Origin of the sequence: Streptomyces sp. JH14 (assembly GCF_029428675.1) — a bacterium.
Lineage (GTDB): Bacteria > Actinomycetota > Actinomycetes > Streptomycetales > Streptomycetaceae > Streptomyces.
In genome coordinates this window covers 307,656-333,956 of the sequence record NZ_JAJNEL010000002.1, presented here as the reverse complement: position 1 = coordinate 333,956, position 26,301 = coordinate 307,656, and the positions used below count along the sequence as shown (strand labels likewise).

Genomic DNA, 26,301 nt, shown 5'->3' with positions numbered 1-26,301 from the left:
TGGATCCGTGAGGCGTGGCACCGCAGAAATCTGGCGGTGTGGATTCTGTCGAAGCTCCCGGTCCATGGGAGCTTGTCGGCGCTACGGTTCCTTCATGGTGGATGCCAATCATCTGTCGGCGACCGAGGCCTTGGCGTCGGTGACAAAGGCTCTGGATGTTCTTGTCCTGGCTCATGACCGGGGAACGATCGGTGTCATGGAGACTGCCCGGGAACTCGGCATGTCCCGTTCCACCGTGCACCGCATCCTGGTCACCCTGACGCACATGGGTTTCCTGCGCCACGATCGGGGGCAGCGCGGATACTCACTGGGGCCGCAGCTCGTACGCATGGGACTGGACGCCATCGCCCAACTGGACGTCCGGAGGCAGGCCCGCAGACCCCTTGAAGAACTGTCCGAGAAGCTGCAGGAGACGGTATGCCTGTATAGCTTGGACGCCGCTGTCGTCCGGCTGCTCGACGGAGTCGAGTGCCGGCAGGTCCTGCGCGTCAGCGTTCCGCTCGGCCAGTCTCTTCCCGCGCATGTCACAGCGGCGGGCAAGGCCCTTCTTGCGCTCCGCGACCCGGCACAAGTACGTGCAGCTCTCCCAGCCACACTCGCCGCAACGGCGGCAGCAAGCATCACCGAATGGCCGCTGCTTGAGGTGGAGCTGGAGGAAATCAGAGTCCGGGGATGGGCGGCAGACCTGGAAGAAAGCGCACATGACTTGCACGGTGTAGGGGTGGCCGTCCGGAACCGCATCGGGGAGCCACTCGCCGCGATCTCCGTGCATGCACCTGCCGTACGTCTGCGAGAACAGGATATGTCCGCAGTCGCCGTAGCCCTGCAAGAGACCGCCACCGCAATCGTCAGGGCAACGTGAGCGATCAAGGTCCCAACGTGATCCGCCCGTCTGGGATCCACCCTTCCAGGTAACCCGTCAACAGCACATCCACATCGGGCAGATCACAGCGAGCGCACAACTCCGGCCACTGGTGCGGCCCCGCCCAGCGCACTGGCCCCCTCCCAGGCAGGCTCTTCGGAGGGCTGCCAGCCACCATGAGGCGAAAGATGAACACGTGCGCCTCTCGACGGCTCTGGTCGACGGGCACAGGAACTTGGGCCCAACGGCACCCCTCAACGGTGCCCCCGCGCGTCGGCATCGTACCGACCACGTCGCGGATTACTCGCATCGCCGCATCACGGTAGGGCTCCCCAGCCCGGGCTGATCCTGAAGGAAGCATCCATCGGGCCGGCCATCCAGGAGATTTGTCAGGTATCAGGGCGAGTGTCCGCTCCGAGCTCATCACCGCGACAAACACCACCCGACGCATCCTGGGAGTCGGCACGGTAGGGCGCCCCCGGCTCTTGGTGGCGTTCAGGAACTCAGGCACGTGCCGATCCTGACATGTGGCCGCTTAACCGGCCAGTTCTGCCCCGCGTCGACGAGGGTCTCATCGCGGAGATGAACTGGCGAACTTGGTCGGCTTGCGGGCTCCGGCATGCGCATCAGCAACGAGATGGTTCCGACTGGGGGAGGCAGCCTGAACCGGGCAGTCGCCGATAACCCAGTCCTGCTCATACACTGCTCTCCCAATGAGCGCCCCGATTCCGTTCCCCTTCGTCCCGCACCGTGACGATTCCCTCCGGCCCTGGCCGCGGCGAGTACGAGACCCCCAGCGGGGCGGCACTAGCCGTGGTGCGGGCCCTCAAACCGCACGTCAATCCGAATCGCAACGGATAGTCGTTCTGGACCGTCACTGCCACAGGGCAGCTCTTGCAGAGCATCCGGTAGCGGACAGCCTGCCGCCTCGGCTTGGGCTCCCTGGCGTCACGTTCGTGGGGTCCGTGCGGGATTCCGTGGTCCTTGAGGGTTTTCCGGCGTGCGCACGAGGCTGGTTGACTTGTTCCGTCCGGGCTGTCGACGGCGGGTCTCCGGCCAGGCAGTCCGTGCACTGACATACCGCTGGGGCTCATCGAAGGAAGAGAACGTGGAGCAGTTCGCCGCAGGCAAGGTTCTGCGCAGCAGGTACCGGCTGGACCGGATTCTGGGCAGAGGGGCGATGGGGCACGTCTGGCAGGGGACGGACGTGTATCTGGAGCGTCCTGTCGCGGTCAAGACCGTCGCCGCGGATCTTCTGGCTCTGCCCGACTGGCGCCGTACCGCCCTGGCGCGCTTCGAGAGGGAGGCCAAGGCCGCCGCTCGTCTGGACCACGCCAACATCACCACCGTGTACGACGCGGCCGTCACCGAGGACGTCTGCTGCCTGGTGATGCAGCTCGTCGACGGGACGACCCTCGACAACGTCGTCGACGGCGCCGACGACGGGCGCCTGTCCGTGTCCGCCGCGGTCTCCGTGGCCGCGCAACTGTGCTCGGGGCTGTCCGCCGCGCACGCGGCCGGCCTCGTCCACCGCGACCTCAAGCCCCAGAACGTCATGGTCCGCACCAGCGGCCTGGTCAAGATCCTCGACTTCGGTCTCGTGAAGGTTCTCTCGGACACCGACCCACAGCTCACAATGACCGGCGAAACGCTCGGCAACATCACCTACGCCTCGCCCGAACTCCTAGCCGGGGAAGGGCCGTTGGACGGTCGCAGTGACCTGTACGCGGTGGGGTGCCTGCTGCACCACATGCTCACCGGCCACCCTCCCTTCCGCGGTCGGGGTCCCGCCGAGCTGGTGACCCAGCACCTCACCGCGATCCCGCCCCGGTTGGCCGACCGCGGTGTCGACGCCCCGGCCGCGCTCCAGGACCTGTCGCACGCACTGCTCGCCAAGCGTCCCGAGGACCGTCCCCGCGGTGCGGGTGACGTGTACGCGGCTCTCGTACCGTACCTGCCGGCACCCGACCCGGCGTTCGCCACCCGCAGGATGCTGCCGGAGGATCCCCGGCGGCCGTTCCTTGTGCCGCAGGGGCCGGTCGCGCCGCGGTAGCTGAGGCGAACCGCGGCACGGCCCCGGTGTGGGTCATGCCGCGGCCGGCGGCCGGACCTCTATCAGTTCCTTGAGGAACGGGCTCGGCTCCCCGTGCCAGAAAACGTCCAGGCTGTCCCGGGCGCGCGTGGCCGCCACGAAGAGCAAGGACCGGGCGCGCTGCATCTCCGTCCGGTGACGTGCTGGGTCCGTGGTGCGGCGCCGCTGTACGTCCGCGCGCGGCACGAGCCCGTCGGTCACCCCGGCGATGATCATGCGCTGGTATTCCAGACCCTTGAACCGGAACATCGTGCCGATGTGGACGCCGCTGTCGCCGCGGGGTCCGTCCGGGCCGATCTCCAGCGCCAGGATGCCATGCTCCCTCAACGTGTACGCGACCTCGCGCGCCATGTCGTTGGTCGGCACGGCGATGGCGATCTGCTCGTGCGGCACCTGTCCCCAGGACTCGATCAGCGTGGCGATCGCCTCGCGCTCGTCCTGCCAGTCGCCCAGCCGGTGCAGGTCCGGTACGCCACCGCTGAGCACGGAACGGTATCCGGCCAGTGTCTCGGCGCTGCCGTCGAGGTCGTCGTACTTCTCCTCGCCGAGCACGTTCAGTGCGGAGCGCAGGATCTGCCGGGTGGTGCGGTAGCTCAGAGACAACTTCGACGACCGGCCGCGGATGTTGATGCCGAGGCTGCCGAGGGTCACCTGGTTCTTGTAGATGCGCTGGTGAGTGTCACCGACCAGGAACAGGTCGTTGCGGTCCGGGGCGGTCATGGCGCGCAGCATCTTCCAGTGCGCGGGCCGCAGGTCCTGGGCCTCGTCGACCACGATGTGACGGTACCGGTACCGCAGCCAGCCCCCCGAACCGTCGGCCACGTGGATGTTGTCGAGGCCGCCCGCCTCCTCCCGCCGGCGGTCAATGTCCTGGATGCGCCGGGCGCGCGCGACCTCCAACTGCGCTGCCCGCTCCGCGATCTGGTCCCACGTCTGGACTCCGAGCCTGTCCAGGCGCTGGGTGAACCGCTCGGCGAGCTGCCAGATCTCGGCGCGCTCGGCGCGGGTGACCGTGCGTCCGCGTCCGGCGCGGCGGGCACGGAAGTAGTCCGTGCGGGAGGTCACCGCCTGGCCGAGGATGACCTGCGTCCACTCGTCGTGCAGGAACTCCGCGTCCCAGCCGTCCTCGCCGAGCTCGTCCAGGAGCGAGCGCCATTCGCGGACCGCCTGCGCCTCGTCGATGATCCGCTTGCGGTTGCCGGGCTCCGCCTCCCGGACGGTTCGCAGCGCGAGTTGGTCGACGTGGCTGATCTCGACACGCGACAGCAGCGCTTCGCCGCCCAGGGCGAGCAGCCGTGAACGCAGGTCCGCCGCGAGGTTCTTGTTGTACGTGGTCAGCAGGACCGGCTTGTTCCGGCCGGCCGGGAGCCGCTCGACCAGGTACTTGACCCTGTGCAGTGCCACGATCGTCTTGCCGGTGCCGGGCCCGCCGCCGACGCGGGCCGGACCGCCGTAGTCCCGCGAGACGAGCTTGGCCTGGGTGGGGTGCAGGAAGACCTTCCAGCGCCCGAAGTCCTCGCCCTCCAGGGCCTCCCGCAGCGCGTCGTCGGTCGTGGTGACGATGGTGGCGGGACGTTCGGCGGCGGCCCTGAAGTCCTCGGGGTCCACGGGTTCCGGTGCCGCGACGGGGGCGGTGACCTGCTCCAGGACGTCGTCGTACTCTTTGCCGTCGTACAGCGCCAGCAGCACCTCGCCGGTGAGCTGCGGCGCGTACTCGACGAGGCCGAGGAGCTGGTCCTCGGTGGTCAGCGCGGCGACGACCGGAACGAGGGACGGGGCCACACCCAGATCGGTGAGCTGCTCTTCCGACCACTTCGCGAACAGCGGCCGCGGAGCGGCCAGCTCGGCGGGCGCGGCAGGTACGACGGGTTCGGTGGTCCGCGGGGCCGGGGGACTGAGCACTTCCTCCTGTACGACCTGCAGGTCCACATACTCGATGCCGCCGGTGACGCGGTTGACCGAGTACGTGAGCCGGTCCAGGTGCGCGTACACATCCTTGCGGTGCTTGACCGAAACGATCAGCCAGTCGTCGTCGGCCAGCCGCAGCAGCAGCGCGCGGTACTCGTCGTTGACGCGCGCCGAGTGCAGCTTGTCGTGCCCCTGCAACTGCTTGAGGCGCAGGCCCGCGGAGTCGGGGTTGGTCTTGAACTTGTGCTGGAAGTCGTAGATCGCTCCCTTGACCGGGCGGGGGAGTTTGAGGATCTCCCGGTCCGCCTTGTCGAGCAGGCGCAGTGTCACGTTCTTGCCGGTCACGGCTGTTCGTTCTCCCCGTCTTCCGTGGTGGTGCCGTCCGGCTGATTACGACCTTTCCGGTCGCCGGATGGTTGTGCGCCGTCGAGGCGGTTCGTGATGTCGTCTGCGGTCCAGCCGGCGGCGGGCCGCACCTCCCAGCCGGCCGCGGCGAACGCGCGGTCCCGGTCGATGGCCTCCGGATCCGCGTCCTCTCCCTCCGGCGGGCGCGGGGCGAGGACGATGCCGACGCGTGCGGCGGGCCACGCCAGCTCGGCAAGCCAGCCGTTCTCATCCAGCTCGTAACCGTCCTCGGGGGCCGCGACACCGCGCACGGCGAGGGCCTCGGCGAGCGCGAGCAGACCGGGCTCGTCCGGGTCGAGGTATTCGACGACCCGGTCCCATGCCGCGTCACGGGCGCCCGCGGCAGGCGTCTCCGCCGGAGCATGCGGCAGGGGCGCGACGGTCTCGGCCGGCGCGGGAGTGGCGTCGGTGGTCGCGACGGGGGCGAGCGTGGCGCGGACACTGTCCAGGACGCCGCTCCCGCCCGTGACCGCCAGCGTCTCCACGGGGAACCCGTCGAGACGGCCGGTCGTCAGCTGGACGGCGTCGCCGCCGCCGGTGTCCAGGAACTGGAGCAGGTTGGACCAGTACAGCCAGGCCCGCCAGCGGCGCTTGTGCGCCTCCTCCCGGGCGTGCACGCCGGGCGCGTCGTCGAGGAGGACGATGCCGGTCCACGCGGGGGGCTTCGCACGGCCGTCAGCGGCGAGGACCAGCGGCAGCCCCGACCGGTCTGTGACCGTGAACAGCTGCACCAGGCCGGGCGGCCCTGCGGGTGTCGTGCCGCGCAGCGCCGCCGTGATCTGCTCGCCGAGCACGTCCGGCCGCAGCGCGACGGGGCGGGCCCCGGCGCCCATGAAGCCCGCCAGGGCGGCCTCCGCCCGCCACTGCCAGCGCTTGGCGTCCGGCTGGCGCAGATACTCCACGAGCTGGACGGCCGGGTTGACCCACACCGTCTCCGCAAGCTCACCAGGCAGGGCGCCCCACACCTTGGCGTAGTAGTCGCGGGCCTTGCCGCGAGCCTTGTCTTCGTACGGTTCCCACACCGGGTCGGCCGGGCCGACGCCTGCGTAACCGGTGTCCCGGACACGGCGCTGCCATTCCCTCACGTCGCCGTAGGTGAGCTGGAAGACCCTGAGCCCCTCCGCGCGCAGTCGTGTGCGCTTGTCCGCGTCGTCGCCGACCCGGTTGTGCTCCCGGCCGGCGTGGAACTCGTAGCCGTCCAGGTAGAGCGCCACGCGTGGGCCGGGCGCGTCGACCCGTTCGAAGAGGACGTCGGGGCGGGTACCGTCGAGGACGCGCTGCTGCGACACCCGCCAGCTCAGCGTGGTGCCGTCGGCCGCGGTCAGCCGCAGGTCCAGCGCGTGGGTGCCGGCCGGCGTTATGTAGGCGTCGCCGCTCGCACGACTCTCCGGGAGTGCGGCCCACTCCCGCAGCGTGTCGATGAACAGGACTTCGAGATCGCTCTCGGCCTGCCGGTGCATCGGGATGTGCTGGGTGGTGGCGACGGGCGAGGTGCGCCAGCGCTCACCGTCCGCACCGAGCAGCTCGTCCAGCATCTGCCGGACCTCGTTGCGGCTGACCTTGTCGTAGTCGGCCGGGGGGACGCGGCGCAGCAGGCAGCGGTGACAGCCGTCGAGCCCCTTCTCCAGACAGCCGCAGCCCTCGATCACCTCGCGGGCCTTCAGCAGGACCTCGCGGAAGCCGTCGGAGGTCGCCAGGCGGTGCAGGTACCCGGTGCCGCCGGGCAGCCGGTCGTACACCACGAGGAACCGGCGCGGCCAGTCACGGTCCTCGCCGTCCGGCATGGACGCGGCGGTGATGTCGATGTGGTCGGGGTCGCCTCCGTAGCGGGCCGCTATGCCCACGAACAGCGCGGCGGTGAACGAGGCGAGCCGCTCCTTGGCCCGCGCGACGGACGCCGGAAGCAGGATGCGGACGGCCTCCGTCGACAGCTCGTGCGCCAGCAGCAGCGGTACGTCCGTACCGGCGCCCTGCTCCTCGCCGCTGCCGCGCAGCCGTCGGCGCGGGCACCACAGCTGGTGGTGGGCGCTCGCGCGGGTGGACCGAGCGAGCGAGGCGGTGAGCGCGTGCTGCGACTGGTCGACGACCGGCCGCCCGTCGGCCGTCGCCCCACCACAACTGGTGCACACGTAGAACGGGTTCAGGCGCACGTCGTCACCGGCCAGCGGAACCGTGCTGCTGCCGTCCTGCCGGTCGACCCCCAGGTTCAGGGTGCGGACGACGGCCCTGCGCGTGAAGTCGGCGCCGAAGACCGCGGTGTCGTGCCGCCACGATCCGGTCGCCAGGTGCGCCGGGTCGATGTCGACCGTGGTGAGGACCGCGTATCGCCTCCGGTCCCGCTCGTCACGGTCGTCCCGCACCCGGGCGTCATCCCGCTTGTCCCGGGACATCACCCGCCGGGGCTCCAGCACGTGGTGCACACATCCCGCGTCGGCGATCTCCCGGGAACCGCACCGAGGGCACGGCGAGGTGTCGTTCTTCGGATCGCCGTGCGTGCGCGCGTACCCGCAGGCCGGGCACAGACGCCACACCGCCCAGGCACGCCGCTCCGGGCTGCCGATGTCGAGGGCGCGCACGACGTGCCGGTAGCCGTTGACGTAGAAGCTGTTGCCGGGCGCGAGTTCGGTCAGGGCCAGCTTGCGGGAGCGCTCGTAGTCGCGCATCTCACTGCGGTACACCCACTCCCGGCGCTCGTCGTCGGCCTCCGGGGCTTCGGGGCCCTCGTCGTCCCTGGCGGCCTCCTTCCAGTAGAGCGTGGCCTCCAGCGACGTCGTCGTGTCGGTGAGGCTGTAGTTGGGCAGCAGACCCAGTTCGACGAGAGTGCCGTGCGCGCTGGTCTGGCTCAGCTCGCGCAGCAGCTCACCTGTGGCACGCCGCTCAGCGAGCAACTCGCGCCGCTCGGCGCCCTGTTCACGGTCCTCGGCGAGCAGCCCGTCCACAGCGGCGTCGATGGCGGCGATGCGGCGGCGCAGCTCCTCACGGCGCACCGTCCACTCCTCCTCGGCCTCCTGCAGGGCGCGCGCGATGCCGCCGGTGGCGTAGGCACGCAGTTCGTCCCCCGCGTGCGCGGACACCCCCCGGTCGTCGTCCGGGCCGCCGGGCGCCTGCGGGAACAGCGCCAGGAACTCCTCCACCAGCCGCGCCCCGTGGGTGAGCGCTGCGTCCGACAGGTCCTGGCACCAGCCGGTCGTGCCGAACAGTGCCGACGACAGGCGCGGCACCGGCATGAGCGGTTCGCCGTCCGCCGTTGTCAGCTCGCCGCGCGCCGCCCTGTCCAGCAAGTGAGCCGTGTACTGGCGGCGCAGGATCTCGACGGCCGACAGGTAGCAGCCCGGCGGCACGATGTCACCGGCGATCATCTCGGTCGGGTCGTCCAGGTAGTACCGGTCGCGGGCCCGGCGCCCGCCGAAGGCGACCACCAGGGCGTTGCCGGTCCTGCGTCCGGCGCGCCCGGCACGCTGCACGTAGTTCGCCGGGCCCCCCGGCAGCGAACCGAGCAGCACTGCCGACAGGTCGCCGATGTCGATGCCCAGTTCCAGGGTGGGCGTGCAGGAGAGCACGTTGGGGTCGGTGTAGTGGGTGCCCTGCCGGAACGTCCGCTCCACGCGCTCCCGTTCGGGCCGGGTCAGCATGCCCGTGTGCTCGGCCGTGACGACCCGGTAGGTGCCGCCGGTCAGGTAAAGGCGGCGGTAGTAGTCGGCCCGGTAGTCACGCTCCAGCTTCCCGCCGAAGCCGCCGCTGCCCGCCCCGGTCGACGACATGCCGTACTGGGGAGGGGTGAGGAGGCCGGTACAGCGCCAGCGGGGGCAGGGGTGCCCGTACCAGCGGGTGCGCCGCTCGGGCGGCACCACCTGCTGCCAGCCGCACTCCTCGCAGGACACGAACGCCTTGTTGACCAGGTCGTCCGCCAGGAGTCGCACGTGGATGTGGCCCGGCTGCAGCCCGTAGACGCGGGTCGTGCGGTCCTTGGCGGCGCGCGCCGACAGCACGCCCTCGTCCGCGAGGACGGGCAGCAGCCTGCGCAGGTACTCGGTCGCCTGCGCCACGTCCAGGCCGAGGCAGCGCCGCGTCCAGTCCTGGTACCAGTTGCCACGACCGGTGATCGTGTCGAACTTCGTCTTCTCCTTGGGGCCGTCGAGCAGGAACCTGGGAGGCGCCACGTACCCCTCAGGGAAGGCGGGCATCCCCTCCGGCCGCTGCCCGGAGATGAGGTACTGGTTGACGCCTGCTTCCTTGATCCAGTTGTCCAGCCATCGGTGCCGCACGCTGCCGCGCAGCCGCATCCGCTCCAGCAGCCCCCGCACGTACGCCAGGTACCGGTCGGGCGTGGGCAGGCCGCCGTCCAGCCCCAGTTGCCCCGGCAGCGCGAGGTGGAGGTCGCGGGCGAGCGCGACGATCTGGTCAGGGTCGGCGACCACCACCTCCGCGGCCGTGGTCCGGGTCAGCTCCAGGGTGCGCCCGAGCCGCGACCGCAGCCCGAACTCCATCACGGTCGCGAAAGCGAGCCGTTCCCCGATGAGCTTCCAGGTCCGCGCGTCCCCGGTGCCGCGTCCCGACAGGAGCCGGTCCACGCCTGGTTCGTCGTGCAGGTCCGGCGGGACGACCGCGGCCAGCGTCTGCGGGTCGTCCACGGTGTCCAGGACGTCGCCGATGAGGTCGTTGAGCGGAACCGGCGTACCGGCGTCGTCCAGTTGGTGCGCCAGCAGCGAGCGCAGCGAGAACTTGTACGAGGCGTTCGCGACGTACCCGGCGCGGTGCGCCGCGTCCTGCGTGGAGTCGTTGAACAGCAGCGTCTTGCGCTCCTCCGGCGCCAGCGCGATCTCATGGCCGCCGGTGAACAGCTGGGTGACCGTGGCGGAGACCAGCGCGGCGAGCGCGGTGCCGAGGAACCTGATGCCGTTGTCCGTGTTGCAGGCCGGACAGGTGTCGTCCTTGGCGGCCTGGTCGGCGGTCTTCTTGTCCAGGATCGCCCGAGCGAACCAGGCGTCCTGAAGTCCCTCGCCGTCCTCGGTGACCGGCAGGCGGTAGGTGCTCTGCGCCCCGTCCAGCACCACCACGGACTGCGGGTCGACACCGCCCGCCTGCTTCGGAGCGGTGCCGGTGAGCGCCGCGAGGGCGTCCCGCGCCTCGGCCGCCGTAGCCGAGATGAAGTACCGCAGCCGCCGCTTGTCCCGCCCGACGGCCGCCGACCAGATCCGCTGCGGGCTGGTCTCGAGCTTCTGAGGATCGGCCTCCGGGGACAGCGCCGCCCAGCCCGAGCGGCCGCACACGCGGCAGTAGACCGCGGGCAGGTGGGCCTGGGCCGGCCGCTGCACGGTGTCCGAACCCGGCAGCGCCTGTGGCCGGCGCGAGTCCGCCGTCGGCCACTCGTCACTGTCGGACGGGTCCTCCGAGGCGGACGCCGCGGTGAGCGCGGAGCGCCGGGCGACGGTGCGCTCGTCCTCGTACCAGCGGAACTCCGGCCGGGCGCCCACTCCGCCGAGCACCCGGCTCACCGGACGGACCCACAGATGCGCCTCGATGTGCAGCAACGGACGCGGCCTGCGCTCGTCGGACCCGGGATCCCGCGCAGACGACAGCAGCGCGACGAACCGCGACAGCGCCTCCAGCGCGAGCCGCGGGTTGTCCCGTGCGGTGCGCGCCCACGCGTACCCGAAGCGGGCCATGCGGTCCCGCAGCCCCCACTCGTCGAGCGGCTCGCCGTTCAGCAGCGCGAGCACGCCGTGGGTGAAGTCGTGTTTCCTCAGCAGCCGTCCGATCTGGAAGGCGTCCAGGCCGCGCCGCCCCAGCAGCCGTTCGGCGAGCCCGTCCAGGTCGAGGCGGTCCGGGTCGGACTCGACGTCCGGTCCGCCCGACACGTCGATGACCTCCTTGGGGCTGGGCGGCTCGGGCAGCTCGTAGTCGATGTCGCCGACGAAATCGTCGGCGCTCAGCCGCTCCTCGCCGATCACCGCGTCCGGACCGAACGGCACGCCGAACACCTGCTCGGCGACGGTGAGGATGCCGCCGGTGTCGCCCCCGCCCTCGCCGAGGGTCGCCGAGGTCGCCACCGGGCAGATCGACCCGAGTGGCCGCTCCGGCTTCGAGGCGCCCACGGCCGCCGCCAGCCGCCGCAGCAGCATCGCCACGTCGGTGCCCTGCGCGCCGTCGTAGGTGTGGAACTCGTCCAGCACCACGTACGCCGGGTCGGCCCCCTCCCACAGCGGCCGGTCCTCGGCCCGCTGCAACAGCAGGTCCAGCATCTTGTAGTTGGTGATCAGCACGTCCGGCGGCGACTGGCGCATCTCCTCGCGCCGCGTCATCACCCGCCGGAAGTCCGTGTCCGGCTTGTCCCCGATGTAGAGACCGGCTGTCACCTGGGCCAGTTCCGGCTGCGTCAGATAGTCGCCGATACGGTCGGCCTGGTCGGTGGCGAGCGCGTTCATCGGGTACAGCAGCACGGCCTTCACCCCGCGTCGGCCCAGCGCCTTCTGCCGCCGGCAGTGGTCGAGCACGGGGATCAGGAACGACTCGGTCTTGCCGGACCCTGTGCCGGTCGTCACGAGCGTGGGCTCGGCCGCCCCCCGGTACGTGCTCAGCCGCTCCCACGCCTTCGCCTGGTGCCGCCACGGAGTGAACGACGGCTGCCACTCCAGCGCCGACCGCCACTCGTCGTCGGCGGGGTGGAACGGCGTCCTGATCCGCAGGTAGGGCCCCCGGAAGATGCCCGTCTCGGGGTCCCCGAGGAACCGCTCCAGCGCGAGCCGCGTGTCCTCGTCGGCCAGCGCGTACGTCGTCGTGAGGTACTGCGTCAGACTGCCGCGGAGCTGCGCGGCGGCCAGGGTGGGCTTCACGAGGACCTTTCGGACAGGACGGTTGCCGGGACCGCCGGGTGCGCGGCGCTGTAACAACCCGCGAAGGCACCGTGACGATCAGCGTCAAAAATAGCGCCCACCTCGGACGACGACACCCACCTGGTCGTATCCCGAACCTTCGCCAATAGGGGTCAAAGGCGTGAACGCGGCATACCGTTGCGGCCGGACGCCGCACCCGCGCGGCCGAGGCCCGACCGCGCCTCGTCCCGAGGTACGAGGGCTGCTCGCGATGTCGGGCGCCGGGACCAGGCCCGGCGCGCCCACGGCGGCGTGGACGGTCGATCACCGGCACCCCCTTTCCCGTCGTCATGCATATGCCACTGCCATAATCCCCACATGTCGCGCCAAGAGACCATCCAGCACGCGCCCGACGAGGGCATGCTCATGATTCCCGGTGATCCGACGCAGGATTTCGCCCCGGCCTTCGCGGTCTTCGACGACTCGGTACCCGCCCTGCGCGCCTTCGTCCTCAGCCAACTGCGGAGGGACCGCGTGGTGCCCGCCCCGCCGCGGGCGAAGTGCGACATCGTCATACCCATACGCGTCGGCCTCGTCCCGCGGCCGGACAACGACTACGACTCCCGCGCCGTCTCCGTCGCCGCCCCGCCGCACCACGGCGGATCCGTACTCGACCGGCACATGGGTTACCTGTACAGCAGCGCCCTCCGCGTCACGAGCGAGAGCATCCGCCGGCTCACCGACGAGACCGGGACGCCCGTGGGCTGCCACGGCTGGATCGAACTCTACGCACTCGAGGACGACGGCTACTTCTACGAGGAGGAGGACGGCCAAGACGTCGACGAAGGGTGGGAGCCCGACCACGACCGGCCGTTCTCCTGGGCGGAGCAGAAGGCGTTCGGTTACGGCATCGGGACCCTGCGCATCGTCCTGCCCGCCCGGGACACCGTCCGCGCACTCGTGGACGACTACCTGGAGGAGCATCAGCCGACGCAGGCCGCCGGGGTCACCGAGGAACCCTCCGGCACGGACTCCGCGCCCCCGTCCGTCGTCGAGCAGACGCTGCGTCGCGCGCTCTCGGAACGGCTGGGCATCGCGATGAGGACGGCCCTGCACCACCGGGCCACCGACGGGACCTGGGGCCGGGAGACCGACCGGGACCGGGCGCGTCAGCGTCGGGACGCCGAGGCCGCGCCCCTGCTGCGGACCTGGGACGAATTCCGGGCGAGGCCGCACGGTTTCAGGGGGCTGCGCGCCACCACACGGTCCGTCTTCCACCACACCAGGATCCTCGTCCTCGACGAGACCGGGGTGGAGGTCGGCCACTACCACGACCCGGACGGCCCGCTCACCCTCGTCGACGAGCGGACGCGCGCCGAGGCCCTGGAGGCCCTGCGTGCGCACGGCGTGGACGTGGCGGCGCTCGAACGGCTGGACACTCTGGGCGAGTTCCCCGACGCCACGGTCGTCGTCCGCCACGGCATCTGGTCGATCCGGCTGCCCAAGGACGGGTTGCCGCTCTCCGCGCTGCCCGAAGCCGGCTGGTACGACCCGGACTCGGGAACCCTCACCGTCTACGCCGCTGCGTTCACCGAGCCGATGACGGTGCTGCTCCGCCGGCACGGCGTCAGCCCGCTGCTCGTCACCCGGGGCGCACCGCGCGAGGACGTGGAGAGGCACAACTTCCGGGCCGCGTTCGTTGCGTCGGAGATCAGCCCCTTCAGCAGATCCAGCCGGGTGACGGAGGCCGTACGGCGCCTGATTCCCGAGCGGCACCGTCGATGGCTCAACGCCAAGCCGGCCCCGGCGCCATCGGCGGACGGCGTCCTGCCCCCGCTCGTCGACGACGCAGCCGACAACACCTACTACGGGCGTGCCCTGGAGTCGCTCTTCGGAGCGCCCGTCGACCTCGAACACCGAGAGCCGTGCCGACTGTGCGGACGCTCGGCCCAGTCGGCCCGCCCGGGCCTCTACTACTGCCACGGCTGCTGCGGACTCGCGCTGGGCGGAGTGCTGCGGGACAACGGCGCGGACGGCGAGTGGACCGAGGCGATCCTGTACGCCGTCCGAAGGCTCGCCGAGATCGAGTTTTCCGGACCGCCGTCCCTCGCCCAACTGGACCGGATCTCCGTCCCGTTCACCGACGCGTCCCTCGTGGACGAGGCACTGCTCTGCCGCTTCCTCGTCCCCCGGCCCGGCTCCACGCTGCTGAGCACCCGTCCGGCGCGCCCGGCCCGCACCTGGACGGAGTGGCTCCAGTTTGCGGACCTGCTCAAGGACGGGGTCCGCTCGTCGATGGGCACCGTTACGGTGGCCACGGACGGCCACCTGTGCCGCTCACTTTTCGAACGGCACGTGGACGACTTCCTGCACCACTGGGGCGTGATGCACGAACAGGAGCCGTACTACCCGCGCCATCCGGAACTCAACACGACAGGACTGCGCGCCGACTGGCGTCTCGCCGACGGCACGTTCGTCGAGGCGCTGGGGTTGATGGAACGTGAGGCGTACGCGGCCAAGGTCGCACGCAAGCGCGAACTGGCCCGCCTCGCCGGCCTGCGTCTCGTCACGGTGACGGCCCAGGGCCTGCACCGCCTTCCGGAGATCTTCGCCGACTGGCTCCCACCGGCCACGCGGTGAGGAACGATGCTTCGCCGCGTGACGGAGGACGTCCCAGAACGGCTCCCTGATCGCGGGACGGTCTCGGTGAACTGCCCGCGTTCGGCCGTGTCCGGTACGTTCGGTTCCTCTCGTTCTCGCACTCAACCGGCGTCGAGGACCGCCCACACCGTCTTGCCGGGACCGGGCTGGCGGTCGGTGACGCCCCAGTCGTCGGCCAGGGTGGCGACGAGTAGGAGGCCGCGACCGGACTCGGACTCGGCGTGGGGGGCCGTGGGGTCGGTGACGGGGGGCCGGAGTTCCGCGCGGGTGTCGGAGACCTCCAGGCGTAGCCGCCCGCCGTCCGGCTCAGCGGCCAGCCGGACGTGGAAGTCCCGGCCGCGCACCCGCCCGTGCCGTACGGCGTTCGCGCACAGCTCGGCGGTGATCAGGGTGAGCGTCTCGTTGACGCCACCGTCGTAGGGGTGCCCCCAGGAGTCCAGGCTGTGCGAGACGAACAGCCGGGCCAGGCGGGCGCCTCGCGGGGTGGAGGTGAAGGCCATGGCGAACCCGGTGGCGTCCGTGGGGTGTGGGGGAGGGGAGAGCGGGATGCGAGGGGTGTGCATGGGCTCAGCGTCGTGGCCGTGCCGGGCCCGCCACCAGCAGCGACGCTTGTACGGAAGCGCGCTGTACATGAGGCGGCGGGCCGCTGCGGGTGAGTGGTGTCAGCTCGCCGGAGGCCGTCGGTTCCGGTTGCACCAAATGGTCCCCGTGGCGGACGGCCGCCTCGCATCCTCGTCGGCGTCAGACTCGGCAGCAGCGATCCCGAAGTTCCGAGACGACGGCCTTCTCGCGCGCGTTGATGTCACCGTCCACAGCGGCCACCCGGTCGGCCGCGTCGAGGACGTCGCTCAGATCGCCCGGCTCGGCGTCTATGCGCTGCCACACCTCGGCTGGGTCGATGTCGACAAGGTTCGCGAGTTGTTCGTCGACGACCTGATGGCGCTCCCGGACCAGCCGCACCAGGTGCCGCATTAGCAGCGCCTCATCGTCGGCGATCTTGCGGTTCGCCCTGATGACGAGCCATGCGACCCACAGCATCAACTGCGGGTGCTGACTCCGCTTGCTCAGGTTCTCGGCGAGTTCGATTATCCGCGCCTCGTTCCGGAAGACGGCTTGCGCGTGCCTGCCGGCGAGGAGCGTGGTGTAGCGGTTCATCAGGACGGCGAGGGGGACACCGACCAGGGGAATACCGATCTTGATGACGTTGCGCTGCAGGAGGTGCTTCCCGACGACGGGGAGCGCCTTCCCGGCGGCGAGCACCGATTTCGAGTAGAAGCGCTTGATCAACGGTCGCACCATGACCGGGACCGCTTTGGCCACGGTCTTGTTGGCTGCTTCCCCGCTCTTGATCGTCAACGCCACCCGGATGAGCTTCCACAGGTCCTCGGGGTCGTGCACATCGAGCGGGACCCGGTAGAGCACGGAGATGTCGTAGGCCAGGCGAAGTTGGAGCTGGGTGAGGAACGCGACGTCGACCATCACGGTCGCTACGGCCGCGGGGACGGTTGCTGGTGAGGCACCCCCGAGGCTCCCGATGGTGGCGGCGACGGTCGCCGTGTAGGCCCCGGCGGAGAGGCCGCCTTCGAGCGCGGCGTACCGAGCCGCCATCTTGATCCGCTGGTCCACGATGACATCCGCGGGCACACCTGTGTACCGGTCCTGAAAGTACTGCCAGTCGACCTTCTCGGTGTACGAGTTCATGGCATGAGCGGCGAGCTTGGTGAACCAGTTGCCCGACTTGATGTCGTCCGCGCTCAGACCCTTGATGAACTTCTTGAGCTCGGCCTGCTCCTCCTCGACGGCCTTCCGGTCGGCGTCGTCGTCTCCGTCCGTGTCGGCAGCGCCCATCGGAGCTTCGATCATGGCGAGTTCCCCCAAGCGGTTTTGCGAATAGCCAGGTCGCGAGGCTTGGACGCCTCGCTGATGTCCCGACACGACTGCGCAGTGAGTGGCGCATTGGCCGACTGATGTCATATCACGTTGACCTGCACCCTAACTGGTCATCATACGATTTGTGCCAGAGCTTCGACCTTCGTCATGACTGCCTTCACCGCGGCAAACTGCGTCACGCGCAGGGCGATTTGGAGCTGCGGAGTCCCGGTATGCGGTCGGCTCACCCGCGTACGAGCGTGTACAGACCGGTGCTGTACGCCGAGGAGGGCGCCGGTACGCGGTGCGGGGGAAGCGGTGCCGAGTCGGGGGACAGACACGGTGCGTGTCCTTATGGTGGCCGGAGAGTGAAGGTCGCACGCTGTGCGGCAGACTTCTGTACCGGGCGTTTCTGGGCGGGCGGGGGGAGGGGAGACGGCACCGTTGACTGGGAACGGGGAGAGCGAGACGGGCATCCTCCGGTGCTTCGGGCAGCAGGTGCGGCTGCTGCGGACGAGCCGGGGGCTGACGCGGGCGGAGCTGGGCGCGAAGCTCGGCTACGGGGAGGACATGGTCACCTCGGTGGAGCTGGGGCGGCGCATTCCGAAGCCGGACTTCATCGACCGGGCGGACGCGGTCCTGGAGGCCGGCGGGCTGCTGACGGTGATGAAGGAGGAGGTGGCGCGGGCGCGGTACCCGGCGTTCTTCCGGGATGCGGCGAAGCTGGAGGCGGAGGCGGTTGAGCTGCATGTTTATGCCAACCAGGCTGTGCCGGGGTTGTTGCAGGTCGAGGAGTACGCACGGGTGGTGTTCGAGATGTGGCGCCCTCTCCTGGACGAGGAGACCGTGAACCAGCGGGTAGCCGCCCGGCTGGCTCGCCAGGAGTTGTTCTCCCGCAGGCCCATGCCGACGATCAGCTTCGTCATCGAGGAGAGCACTCTGTGTCGACCGCTGGGAGGAAACGCGGTGATGCGGGCTCAGTTGGAACAGATCTTCCTCTACGGCCAGCAGCGCAACGTCGAGATCCAGGTCATGCCGACCGATCGTCGCCAACATGCCGGGATGGGCGGTCCGTTCATCTTGATGGAGACGAGCAAGGGCCAGAGGATCGCTTATGTGGAGGTGAACGAGCACAGCCACCTCTACAGTGAGCGGCCGGTGGTCCGGGGGTTCGAGGAGCGGTACGGCATCCTGCGGGCCCAGGGGCTCACGCCCTCGGAGTCGTTGGCCTTCGTTCAGAAGCTGTTGGGAGACCTATGAACACGGAAGACGAGAGCCTCCAGACTCGCTCGGAACTGTGCTGGTTCACGAGTAGCTACAGCAGTGGTGCAGGCGGCGAGTGCGTTGAAATTGCTCTGGAAGCTACCGCTGTTCACGTGCGTGACTCGAAGCGTGTTGCGCAGGGCGGGCCTGCGTTGAAGGTCGGCTCGGCGGCGTGGACAGCGCTGCTTGAGGAGATGTGAGCTCGTTGCCGCCGTGAGGCGTCCGCTTGATGGTCAGTCGGGCGAAACTCTACGGCGGATCGTTATGGTCGGCGCTTTTCACAAGGAAGCGCCGACCCTTGTTATGAGGAACTCCGTTCAAGCCTCACAGACCCCGGGCGGAGTCCAGCGGCCAGCGGCGATTTCCTTGTCTAGGCGAGCTTGGAAGTGCGTGTGCGCGGCACGCATTTCCGCTTCGCGGTCCGCTTTGTAGAAGGGGGCGGTGTAGCCTTGTGGGGGCGGTGTGGCCTCCGGGTTCTCCAGGTGGCAGACGAGCTCCTTGTATGTGTCCTTAGCCTGTCCGACTCCCTGTGCGTGGAAGGCACGCGCGATTTTCCGGCCGTTGGCATCGAAGTACATCTCCGACTCATACTCGACGAGCACGTTATATCGGCCTGCGTAGAGCGCTGAGAGTTGGTCGGAAGTGATCCCAAGCCAGACTGAGACGAGGGCGTCCAGTTCGACGAGCGCGGCGCGACGCTCGTACTCCGTCCGGAGCGGGGTGCTGTACTCCCAACGTGGCTTGAGATGTTCGGCGAGCGGCTTGAGATTCAGCCAGCCAGAGTTGGCCCAGTCTTCGTAGCCCGGCCAGGTTGGATCGTAAAGCTCTTCCCATAGCGGGGCGTAGGCATTGGTCAGAGCATTTAGACGCAGGATTCGGAGGAGCAGGGGGCATGCGAGGGGATGGTTGGATTCCGGTGCAGGCATTTTGAGTGATGTGGCGACCTGAAGGTTAGCGCGTCCCGTAACACGCAGAAGGTAGTCGAGTGGGAGTGACGCCCAGAATCCTGCGTTTAGAACAGTCAGGCGATTGCCGTCTAGGGCAAGAGAGTGCACCGTGTGGACATGAGTAGGACCGGGGGGGATAATCGCTGCGAATAGGCTGCGTTCAGACCCCTTGGGGTCAATCATGGACCTCCATGACAAGCGGAAATATTGCGAGTACGAGATCCCGTTCCATTGGTCCTGGGCCTCTTGGAAGTGATCCACGTCGGTAGCTCGTACATAGTTGGTACGTGGCACCGCCAGAATGGGAAGTTGCGTAAGGTCCCAGGTCTCGTAGTCTTTGTTGCTCTTGCAGGGAATGTTGGGTTGCTTGTTGAAGGGTGTTCCGACGCCAAAGTGTGGGCCCTGCAGGATGACATCTCCGAAATCGTCAGGAGAGGACGAGTGCCAGCGGATCAAGCCATCCTTTTTTGCGTTGGCTTCATCGTAGCCGCGAGTGATTTTCGGCTTGAATGCGTTCAATCGCTGGCTCACGCCAGCCAGTGCAGCCACGGCACCCTGTTCGCTCGTAGTCACTGGATACAGTAGCGCTGCTTGTGAGTCTGGTGTGGATTGGTCTCCTGCCAGACGATTCCATTCCGCCAGGCGATTACTGTCAACTTTGATGAGTCGAGCACGGTGGGGACGGAGATCCCATGTGCCCTCGTGTTTTAGGCCGGGAATGGGTCCTTTTCCGTCATGTGTAAGTGAGCCAGTGAGTGTTTCCGGGCCGTACAGCCATGCAGCCTGAAGGAAGCATGGCGGACGTTGACTGCCGTAGATGTGAACGCCGTACTCGATGTGATTGTCGATCTCTACAAAAAGTTGCTGTCTGCGCTGATTGACAAAGTGAGCGTGTACACGCAGGTGTTGGTAGGCCGCTTCCCTGAGTTGTCCCTCCTTAGTGCCGGTGAAGTGCGTGTCCGGATGGAGGAGCCCTGCGATTCCGGCTGCTGCTGCGTGATTCCACACTTGTGTCATGAAAGCGCGATAGAGATCTGGTTGAGTTCCCGCGATTAGAGGGAAAGTGGCCGTAGTGCTCAGGAATGAGACCACGCCAACATTCGTCGACAACTCGCCTAGGAAGTAGCCCATCGTTTTATCGTTGACGCCCAGCGCGAGGCTCTTCTGTAGCCGCCATTCCTGAGTAGTCGGCTTCTCTACGAGCATGAACCACGGCTCCAACTCGGCTAGAACCCCGTCCTCTTGCCATCGCGGTCGAACCCAAGGCGGATTCCCCACCTGCAAGTCATACCCGCCCCGGGCGAATACCTGCCCGAACTCCAGCTCCCAGTGAAAGAACCCCTGCCGCTCAGCCACATCCCGCGCAACCCCCGCCCACGGATACCGCGACTCCAGCGAGGTGAACCGCTCCATGCCCATCCACTCGGGCAGCTCGTCCTCGTACCGCTCCAGTTCGTCCAGCGTGTCGAACTGGGCCACCAGCGAGTCCGCGGCCACGTCCTGCGTGCCCAGCAGCGACTCCGCGAAGTCGAGCCAGTCGTCCAGCGACGCAAGCGCGATCACCGGGCGGCGCTCGCCACGGATCTGTTCCTTGCGGCTGCCGCCCCGCGCGCCCTTCGACTTGACCTCGACGACCTGGACGTCGCCGAACAGGTCCTCCGACTCGTACGTCTCCCGCGCGGGCGTGCCCGACTGAGCCGGAACCGCCGACACCGTCCACTCACCCGACTGCGAGGCGACCTCCGCCGCCCGCGCGTACGACTCGTGCGAACCGTCCAGCAGGGCGGCCTCCTGCACGGGCCAGAACCACAGCGCGCACCACGCGTCCATCAGCGTCTTCAGGCGCCAGTACGGGGTGTCGACGGCCTCCAGGTCGGCCTTGACCTTCTCCCTCGGGACCGCGACCTCGGGTGAGCGCAGCCAGCCGTCCTCCGCGCCCCAGACGTCGATGCGCCGTGAGATCTCCCGCTCGGAGATCTCCAGCCGGCGCACGACCAGCCCCCACAGGTACTCCGCCCTCCGGGCGAGGCCCTGAAGCCGCTTGGTCTGCGTGGCGCTGGGGGACTTGGTGATCGCCTTGCGCCAGGCGGCCAGTGCCTTGGACTCCTCCGGGGCCAGCGCCTTGGCCTCCTTCTCGGCGGCGACCGCGCCCCACTCCTTCGCCGGGAGGAGGAAGTGGTGCACCGCGCCCTCGGGGAGCTGCGTGCCCGCCAGTGCCTCCGACAGCGGGAAGCGTTCCGGGGTCGTGCCCAGCCAGCCGCCCTTCTTCAGGCGCTCGGCGGAGTACACCTCCCGGCGCCCGCCGATCAGGGAGTTGCCGCGCCGCAGGTGCAGGCCGAACCACGGGGCCTCCATGCCGGGGTGCATGGTGTTCAGCCACAGCGACACCTCCGCCAGCTCCACGGCCGTGTTGTTGAGGTCTACGCCGTAGGAGTTGTGCAGGGCGATGTACGCCTTGGCTTTCTGGAGCTCGACCGCGTACTTCTCGGTGTCGACGGCGACGCCCAGCTCGTCCTGGCGGCGCCGCAGGTACTCCGCCGCGACCTGGTTGATCGCCTCGTTGAGGAACGCGCCCGAACCGAGCGCCGGCTCGCAGATCTTCCAGTCGAGCAGTTCGCGCGCCTCGGTGACCGTGTCGTCCTGGTCCAGGCGGTGTTGCAGGGCGAGTTGGACCGTCACCCGGGTCAGCGACTCGGGCGTGTAGTAGGAGGCCGACGTCTGGCGGTCGCGGCCCGACAGGCGGTACACGAACGCGCCCGGCGCGTACCGTACGCGCTCCTCCACGCCGGTGTCCTCGTCCTTGTGCTGGACGAACACCGCGTCGGGGTACTCGTCGGCCTTCGTCGCCGGGACCAGCCAGGAGCCGTCCTTGGGGTCGCCGTTCTTCGCGACCTCGTACAGTTCCTCGCCCGCGACGAAGCCCGAGTAGGACATCAGGCCCTCGTACACGGCGCCGAGCTGGTTGATGCCAAGCTGGGCGTAGGAGATGAAGCCGCCGCGCTCGCGCTTCTTGCCGCGGGTCAGCATCAGCAGGCGCAGCACCCGGTACAGCGTCTCGTTGCGCAGTCGGGTGTCGAGGAAGCGCTCCCCGCCCGGCTCGCCCTCGCCGCCGGCCTCGGTGTCGACGCGCGGGTCCGGGACGGTGTCCCGGCCGATCAGCCGGATCGCGTCCGGCTCGAACAGCTTGGAGTGCAGGGGCTCGAAGCGCAGGCCCATGTCCTCGGAGGTCTTCGCGGTCACGGCGTCGGCGGACTCCGCGTCCACGCCGTGGGTGCGGCGCGGGCGGTGGCCTTCCTGGACCTTGCGGAAGAGCAGGTCCAGCGACTCGTACAGGTAGAAGCCCCTGCGGGACTTCTCGTCGACCAGGTCGCGCTCGGCGATCAGCTCGCCGAGGCGGCCGAGTCCGTAGCCCATCTGGTACTCGGGGTAGTCCGAGGGCAGGATGCCCAGCTCGGGGCGGGCCTCCGCGTAGAGCAGGAACAGGACGCGGTACAGGTAGCGCAGCGACTCGCGGGTCAACTGGCGGCCCAGCTCGGGGAGTTCCTTGACCTCCTCCGGGCCGACGCCGGCCTCGCGCAGCCGGTCCAGGACCTCGTTGGCGATCAGTTCGACGCTCAGTCGCAGGCCGTCGCGGAGTTCGCTGGAGACGCCCACCGCGTGCTTGGTCGACTTGCCGAGGAGGGACGCGAGGGGGTTCTCGCCGCCCTCCTCCGGGGTGCGCAGCGAGTCGGCGCCGAACAGGGCTGCCACCGTGTCGAGTTCGCCGCCCGCCTTGACGTCGTTGCGTTCCAGCGCCGCGTCCAGCGAGACCGCCAGGTAGCGGCCCTCGCCCCACGCGGCCCGGTCGGCGAGCACGACGACGCCGCCGACCAGCAGCAGGACGTAGCGGGGGGCGTCCTCGCAGGCGAAGAGGAAGGAGGCGAGCTTGGATCCGGTGGCGACGGTGTGCTGGCCGTCCCGGCGCAGTTCGTTTAGGAGGCGTCCGGCGCCGTCGGGGTCCAGCGCGTCGTCGGGCTCGGCGGACCAGCCGCAGTCCAGGGCGACCAGGTCCTTCTCCGCGTGCGCGACCGTCACCTCGTGAGACTGGTCGGCGCGGACGACGGTGAGCGTGCCCGGCTTGGCGTCGAAGCCGAGGGCGCGCAGCACCTCCTCGTTGAGGGCGCGTACACGGTCGCGCCACTCGGGGGCGTCGTACGTCACGGCGTCGTCGCCGGTCGCCGCCCGCTCCTCGTCCATCGTGAAGTAGGAGCGGGCCTCGAAGTAGGGGCGGCGCAGCGCCCGCAGGCCCGCACGCGGGGTGAGCGGCAGGGCCCCCTCGGGCCGTTCGGTGCCGGCGGCGTCCTCCTCGCGCTGCTTCCACTCGGCGAGCAGGCCGGACTTGAGATCCTTGGGGAGGACCTCGGCGAGGTAGTGCGCGGAGAAGTAGTCGCCGCGGTTGACCAGGCTGTCGTACGTCATCTTCGTGAACCTCTGCGGGTCGGTCAGGCGGCGTGGGCGGTGGCGGGGGCCAGGACGGCGAGCACCCGCAGCATCGGGCGGCCGGTGGTGAGGAGGGAGTCCGCGAGGGAGGCGAGACGTTCGCGGGTGCCGGTGGGCGCGGCGGCGCCGTTCGCCAGCGTCGGCTGCTCCCAGGAGCCCAGGCGGGTCTTGTACTCCTCGATGGGGGCCCTGAGCGGTTCGTTCCACGCGGCGCGGTGCCGTTCCAGGAATGCCTCCGCGGTGTCCAGGACACCGGGGATCGCCTCGGCGAGGCGGGCCGGGTCGTGGGCGAGGCCCGGGTTCGCCATCGTCGGGCCGACCTTCGCGCGGCGCAGCACCGCCACCATGTCGTCGTCGACCTCGCCGTCGGTGGTGACCGCCATCCACTTGACGACGGTCGGGCGGCCGAGCGCGTTGGAGTAGATGCCCTGCACGAGGTACGTGGGCTCCGGCACGTCGGCGGTCAGCACCGGGGCCTCCTGGCGGTCCAGGCGGACCAGGACCTTGTCGGTGAGCCACTCCATGACCGGGTGCAGGTCGGTCAGCAGGGAGATGTCGGGCCAGCTGGAGGTGGCCGAGGCGCGGGCGCGCGTCAGGCTGTGGTCGGCGAGCCGCCGGTTGAAGGTGACCTTCAGCCGGTCGCGCAGGCCCTGCTCGCGGACGTAGTCCGGGGGCAGCGCCTTGAGGCGGTGGATCAGGTCCGAGGGCGGGACGAAGGAGAGCAGGCCGGTCTCGGGGTCGGCGGACAGGTCCAGCCGGTCGTGGGCGTCCGGGTAGACCTCGCGCAGCGCCTCGTCGAGGAACTCGCGGGCGGAGGAGAACAGCCGGGGCACGTGCGCCTTGGGCACCGCCCCGGTGCCGTCGCCCGCGTCAGTGGTGGCCGTGTCCTCCTCCGGTTCGTCGTTGACGGCGCCGAAGAAGTCGGCGAGGAAGTCGTCCACGCCGTCGTCGGTGTCGGAGGTGCGGTCGGCGTCCAGGGACTCGTCCACGGTGCGGCCCCGCAGCAGGTCCTGGATGAGGGACTTCTCCTCGGCCTCGGCCCGGTAGAGGCCGGAGACCGCCTCGGCCGTGCCGAGCGACTGGTGGGCCTGGGCCTCGCGCTCCAGCAGGCGCTCCGCGACGAGCGTGTCGTCCTTGGCGCCGTCGACGGAGCTGGTCAGGATCAGCGCCCTGAACTGCGGCTGGTGCGCCTGCCCGTAGCGGTCGATACGGCCGTTGCGCTGCTCGATGCGGATGAGCGACCAGGGCACGTCGTAATGGACGAGCTGGTGGCACTGGCGGTGCAGGTTGACGCCCTCGGAGGCGACGTCGCCGGTGAAGAGGATGCGCACAGGTGTGTCCGCGAGGCCGAAGTCCTCCACGCACTGCATCTGCTGCTCGTCCGACAGGCCGCCGTGCATGACCCGGGCCGCCTCCTGGGCGGCCTTCCCCTTGAAGCCGAGGGCCTGCGGCACGGTCCGCGCCAGCCACTCCAGGGTCTGCACCCGCTCGGAGAAGACCACGACCCGGGTGCCGGACCTCGGCCCGACCCCGATCTCCCTCAACTGGTCCAGCAGGGCACCGAACTTGCCCGAGTCGGTCTCCGCCATACCGGAGGCCAGCTCCAGCAGCCGGTGCAGGGCCGTGCGTTCGGCGGCCGTCGCCTCCGGGGTGTCCTTCTTCTCCAGCGTCTTGATGCGCGTGGTGACCGTGGCCTTCAGCGCTGTGTGGGAGGAGAGGAAGGACTTCAGCAGCGTGTACGGGAACAGGGGGACGTCACTGACCGACTTCGAACCGTCGGACGGCAGCCAGACGGCGGCCAGTTCCTCGAAGACCTTCTCCTCGGCGGGCGTGGCCGTCACCCGGATCGAGCGGGAGGGGCCGCGGTCCGCCCACTGGCCCTTCATCTGTTCGCGCACCTCGGGGCTGACCTTGGTGCGCCGGATGAACAGGTGCTTGATGTCCTCGGCGCGGTAGTGCTCCGGGTCGCGGATCGCGGCCGGGTCGAGCAGGGAGATCAGCTCGGCGAAGGAGCGGGCGTCGCCGTTGTGCGGGGTCGCGGAGGCGAGCAGCAGGGCGTCGGTGTGCGGGGCCAGTGTGCGGGCCAACTGGTTGCGCAGGGAGCCCTTGTTGATGAGGTTGTGCGACTCGTCGATGACGACCGCGTCCCAGGTGATGCGCTCCAGGTGGTGCTTGTACTGGTCGGTGTTCTTCAGGGTGTCGATGGAGACGATGACGCGCCTGAAGTACGTGAACGGGTTGCGGCCCGCGGGGATCTCCCGCTGGATCCGCTCGATGCCCACCGAGTCCAGGCGCACCAGCGGGATAGCGAACCGCGTCCACAGCTCGTGCTGGAACTGCTCCAGGACGTGCTGCGGGGTGACGACGAGGATGCGCTCGCCGCGGCCGCGGCGGACCAGCTCGGCGAGGGTGAGGCCGATCTCCAGGGTCTTACCGAGACCGACGACGTCCGCGATGAGCACGCGGGGGCGCAGGTTGCGGCCCGAGAGGGCGAGTTGCGCGGGGCGCTGCTGGTAGGGGAGGGAGTCCAGGAGGAAGGAGTCCGCGAGGGCGAGGCCGCGTTCGGCCTGCGGCAGCGGAGTCTTGCGCAGGACCGCCTCCAGGAACAGGCGCGAGCGGCGGAAGTTCGGCGAGTCGTCCCGCACCAGGTGGGTCCGCCGCGGGTCGAGCAGTTCGATCCGGTCCAGCCCGGTGAAGAACACCGCTTCCTGGTCGCGCACGAAGTCCGAGGCGCCGACGGCTTCGATCCGGGCGCCGTCGTGCTCGGTCCGCGTCGCGTTGCGCACCAGCCACACCTCGTCCCGTACGAGTATCTGGGCGCCCGGCGGGAACTGGGCGTCCTCGCCGCTCGTCGCGGGGGCGGTGCTCAAGTCGGCGGTCACGCGGGTGCCTCCTGGGCGGTCGTGTCGGTGGGGTGGGTGCGTTCTGTCACGGGTGGTCCGGTGGCGTCACCGTCGAAGCGGCGGGACGCGCGGACGGGGGGAGCGGCCGTTCGGCTCGGTG

The 26,301-nt window shown here is 69.5% G+C and carries 11 protein-coding genes; 5 read left to right on the top strand and 6 right to left on the bottom strand.

Annotated elements, in window-relative coordinates; all coding sequences use genetic code 11:
• Positions 1–94: 94 nt before the first annotated feature.
• Entirely contained in the window at positions 95–862 is a 768-nt protein-coding gene (locus LRD69_RS30955; RefSeq protein WP_277330153.1) for an IclR family transcriptional regulator, read from the top strand.
• A gap of 1,108 nt (positions 863–1,970) precedes the next feature.
• Positions 1,971–2,915, top strand: a complete 945-nt coding sequence (locus LRD69_RS30950) for a serine/threonine-protein kinase (RefSeq protein WP_277330152.1) — start codon at positions 1,971–1,973, stop codon at positions 2,913–2,915.
• Between the two features lie 33 nt (positions 2,916–2,948).
• On the opposite strand, the gene LRD69_RS30945 is transcribed toward LRD69_RS30950, so the two are convergent.
• Both LRD69_RS30945 and LRD69_RS30940 read right to left on the bottom strand, forming a co-directional pair.
• Entirely contained in the window at positions 2,949–5,207 is a 2,259-nt protein-coding gene (locus LRD69_RS30945; RefSeq protein WP_277330151.1) for a UvrD-helicase domain-containing protein, read from the bottom strand.
• Positions 5,204–12,100 (bottom strand): DEAD/DEAH box helicase, encoded by a 6,897-nt coding sequence (locus tag LRD69_RS30940; protein WP_277330150.1) that lies wholly within the window; start codon positions 12,098–12,100, stop codon positions 5,204–5,206. Before LRD69_RS30940 ends, LRD69_RS30945 begins: the two co-directional genes overlap by 4 nt.
• Positions 12,101–12,457: 357 nt before the next feature.
• Between LRD69_RS30940 and LRD69_RS30935 the strand changes: the two genes are divergently transcribed.
• Entirely contained in the window at positions 12,458–14,719 is a 2,262-nt protein-coding gene (locus tag LRD69_RS30935) for a hypothetical protein (protein WP_277330149.1), read from the top strand.
• A gap of 122 nt (positions 14,720–14,841) precedes the next feature.
• On the opposite strand, the gene LRD69_RS30930 is transcribed toward LRD69_RS30935, so the two are convergent.
• Both LRD69_RS30930 and LRD69_RS30925 read right to left on the bottom strand, forming a co-directional pair.
• A complete protein-coding gene (locus LRD69_RS30930) occupies positions 14,842–15,303 on the bottom strand; it encodes an ATP-binding protein (RefSeq protein ID WP_346771944.1) in 462 nt (153 codons plus the stop codon).
• Positions 15,304–15,481: 178 nt separating this feature from the next.
• On the bottom strand, positions 15,482–16,603 hold the full coding sequence (locus LRD69_RS30925; protein ID WP_277330148.1) for a hypothetical protein: 1,122 nt from the start codon (positions 16,601–16,603) through the stop codon (positions 15,482–15,484).
• Positions 16,604–17,053: 450 nt separating this feature from the next.
• Between LRD69_RS30925 and LRD69_RS30920 the strand changes: the two genes are divergently transcribed.
• Positions 17,054–17,869, top strand: a complete 816-nt coding sequence (locus LRD69_RS30920) for a helix-turn-helix transcriptional regulator (RefSeq protein WP_277330147.1) — start codon at positions 17,054–17,056, stop codon at positions 17,867–17,869.
• A complete protein-coding gene (locus LRD69_RS30915; RefSeq protein WP_277330146.1) occupies positions 17,866–18,072 on the top strand; it encodes a DUF397 domain-containing protein in 207 nt (68 codons plus the stop codon). Before LRD69_RS30920 ends, LRD69_RS30915 begins: the two co-directional genes overlap by 4 nt.
• A 117-nt stretch (positions 18,073–18,189) precedes the next feature.
• Here the strand turns inward: LRD69_RS30915 and LRD69_RS30910 are convergent, their stop codons facing one another.
• Together LRD69_RS30910 and LRD69_RS30905 are read right to left on the bottom strand one after the other, a co-directional pair.
• The gene (locus LRD69_RS30910) at positions 18,190–23,277 is read right to left on the bottom strand and encodes a class I SAM-dependent DNA methyltransferase (protein WP_277330145.1); all 5,088 of its coding nucleotides are present in this window, start codon (positions 23,275–23,277) and stop codon (positions 18,190–18,192) included.
• A 23-nt stretch (positions 23,278–23,300) separates the two neighbouring features.
• Entirely contained in the window at positions 23,301–26,180 is a 2,880-nt protein-coding gene (locus tag LRD69_RS30905) for a DEAD/DEAH box helicase (protein ID WP_277330144.1), read from the bottom strand.
• Positions 26,181–26,301: the final 121 nt, after the last annotated feature.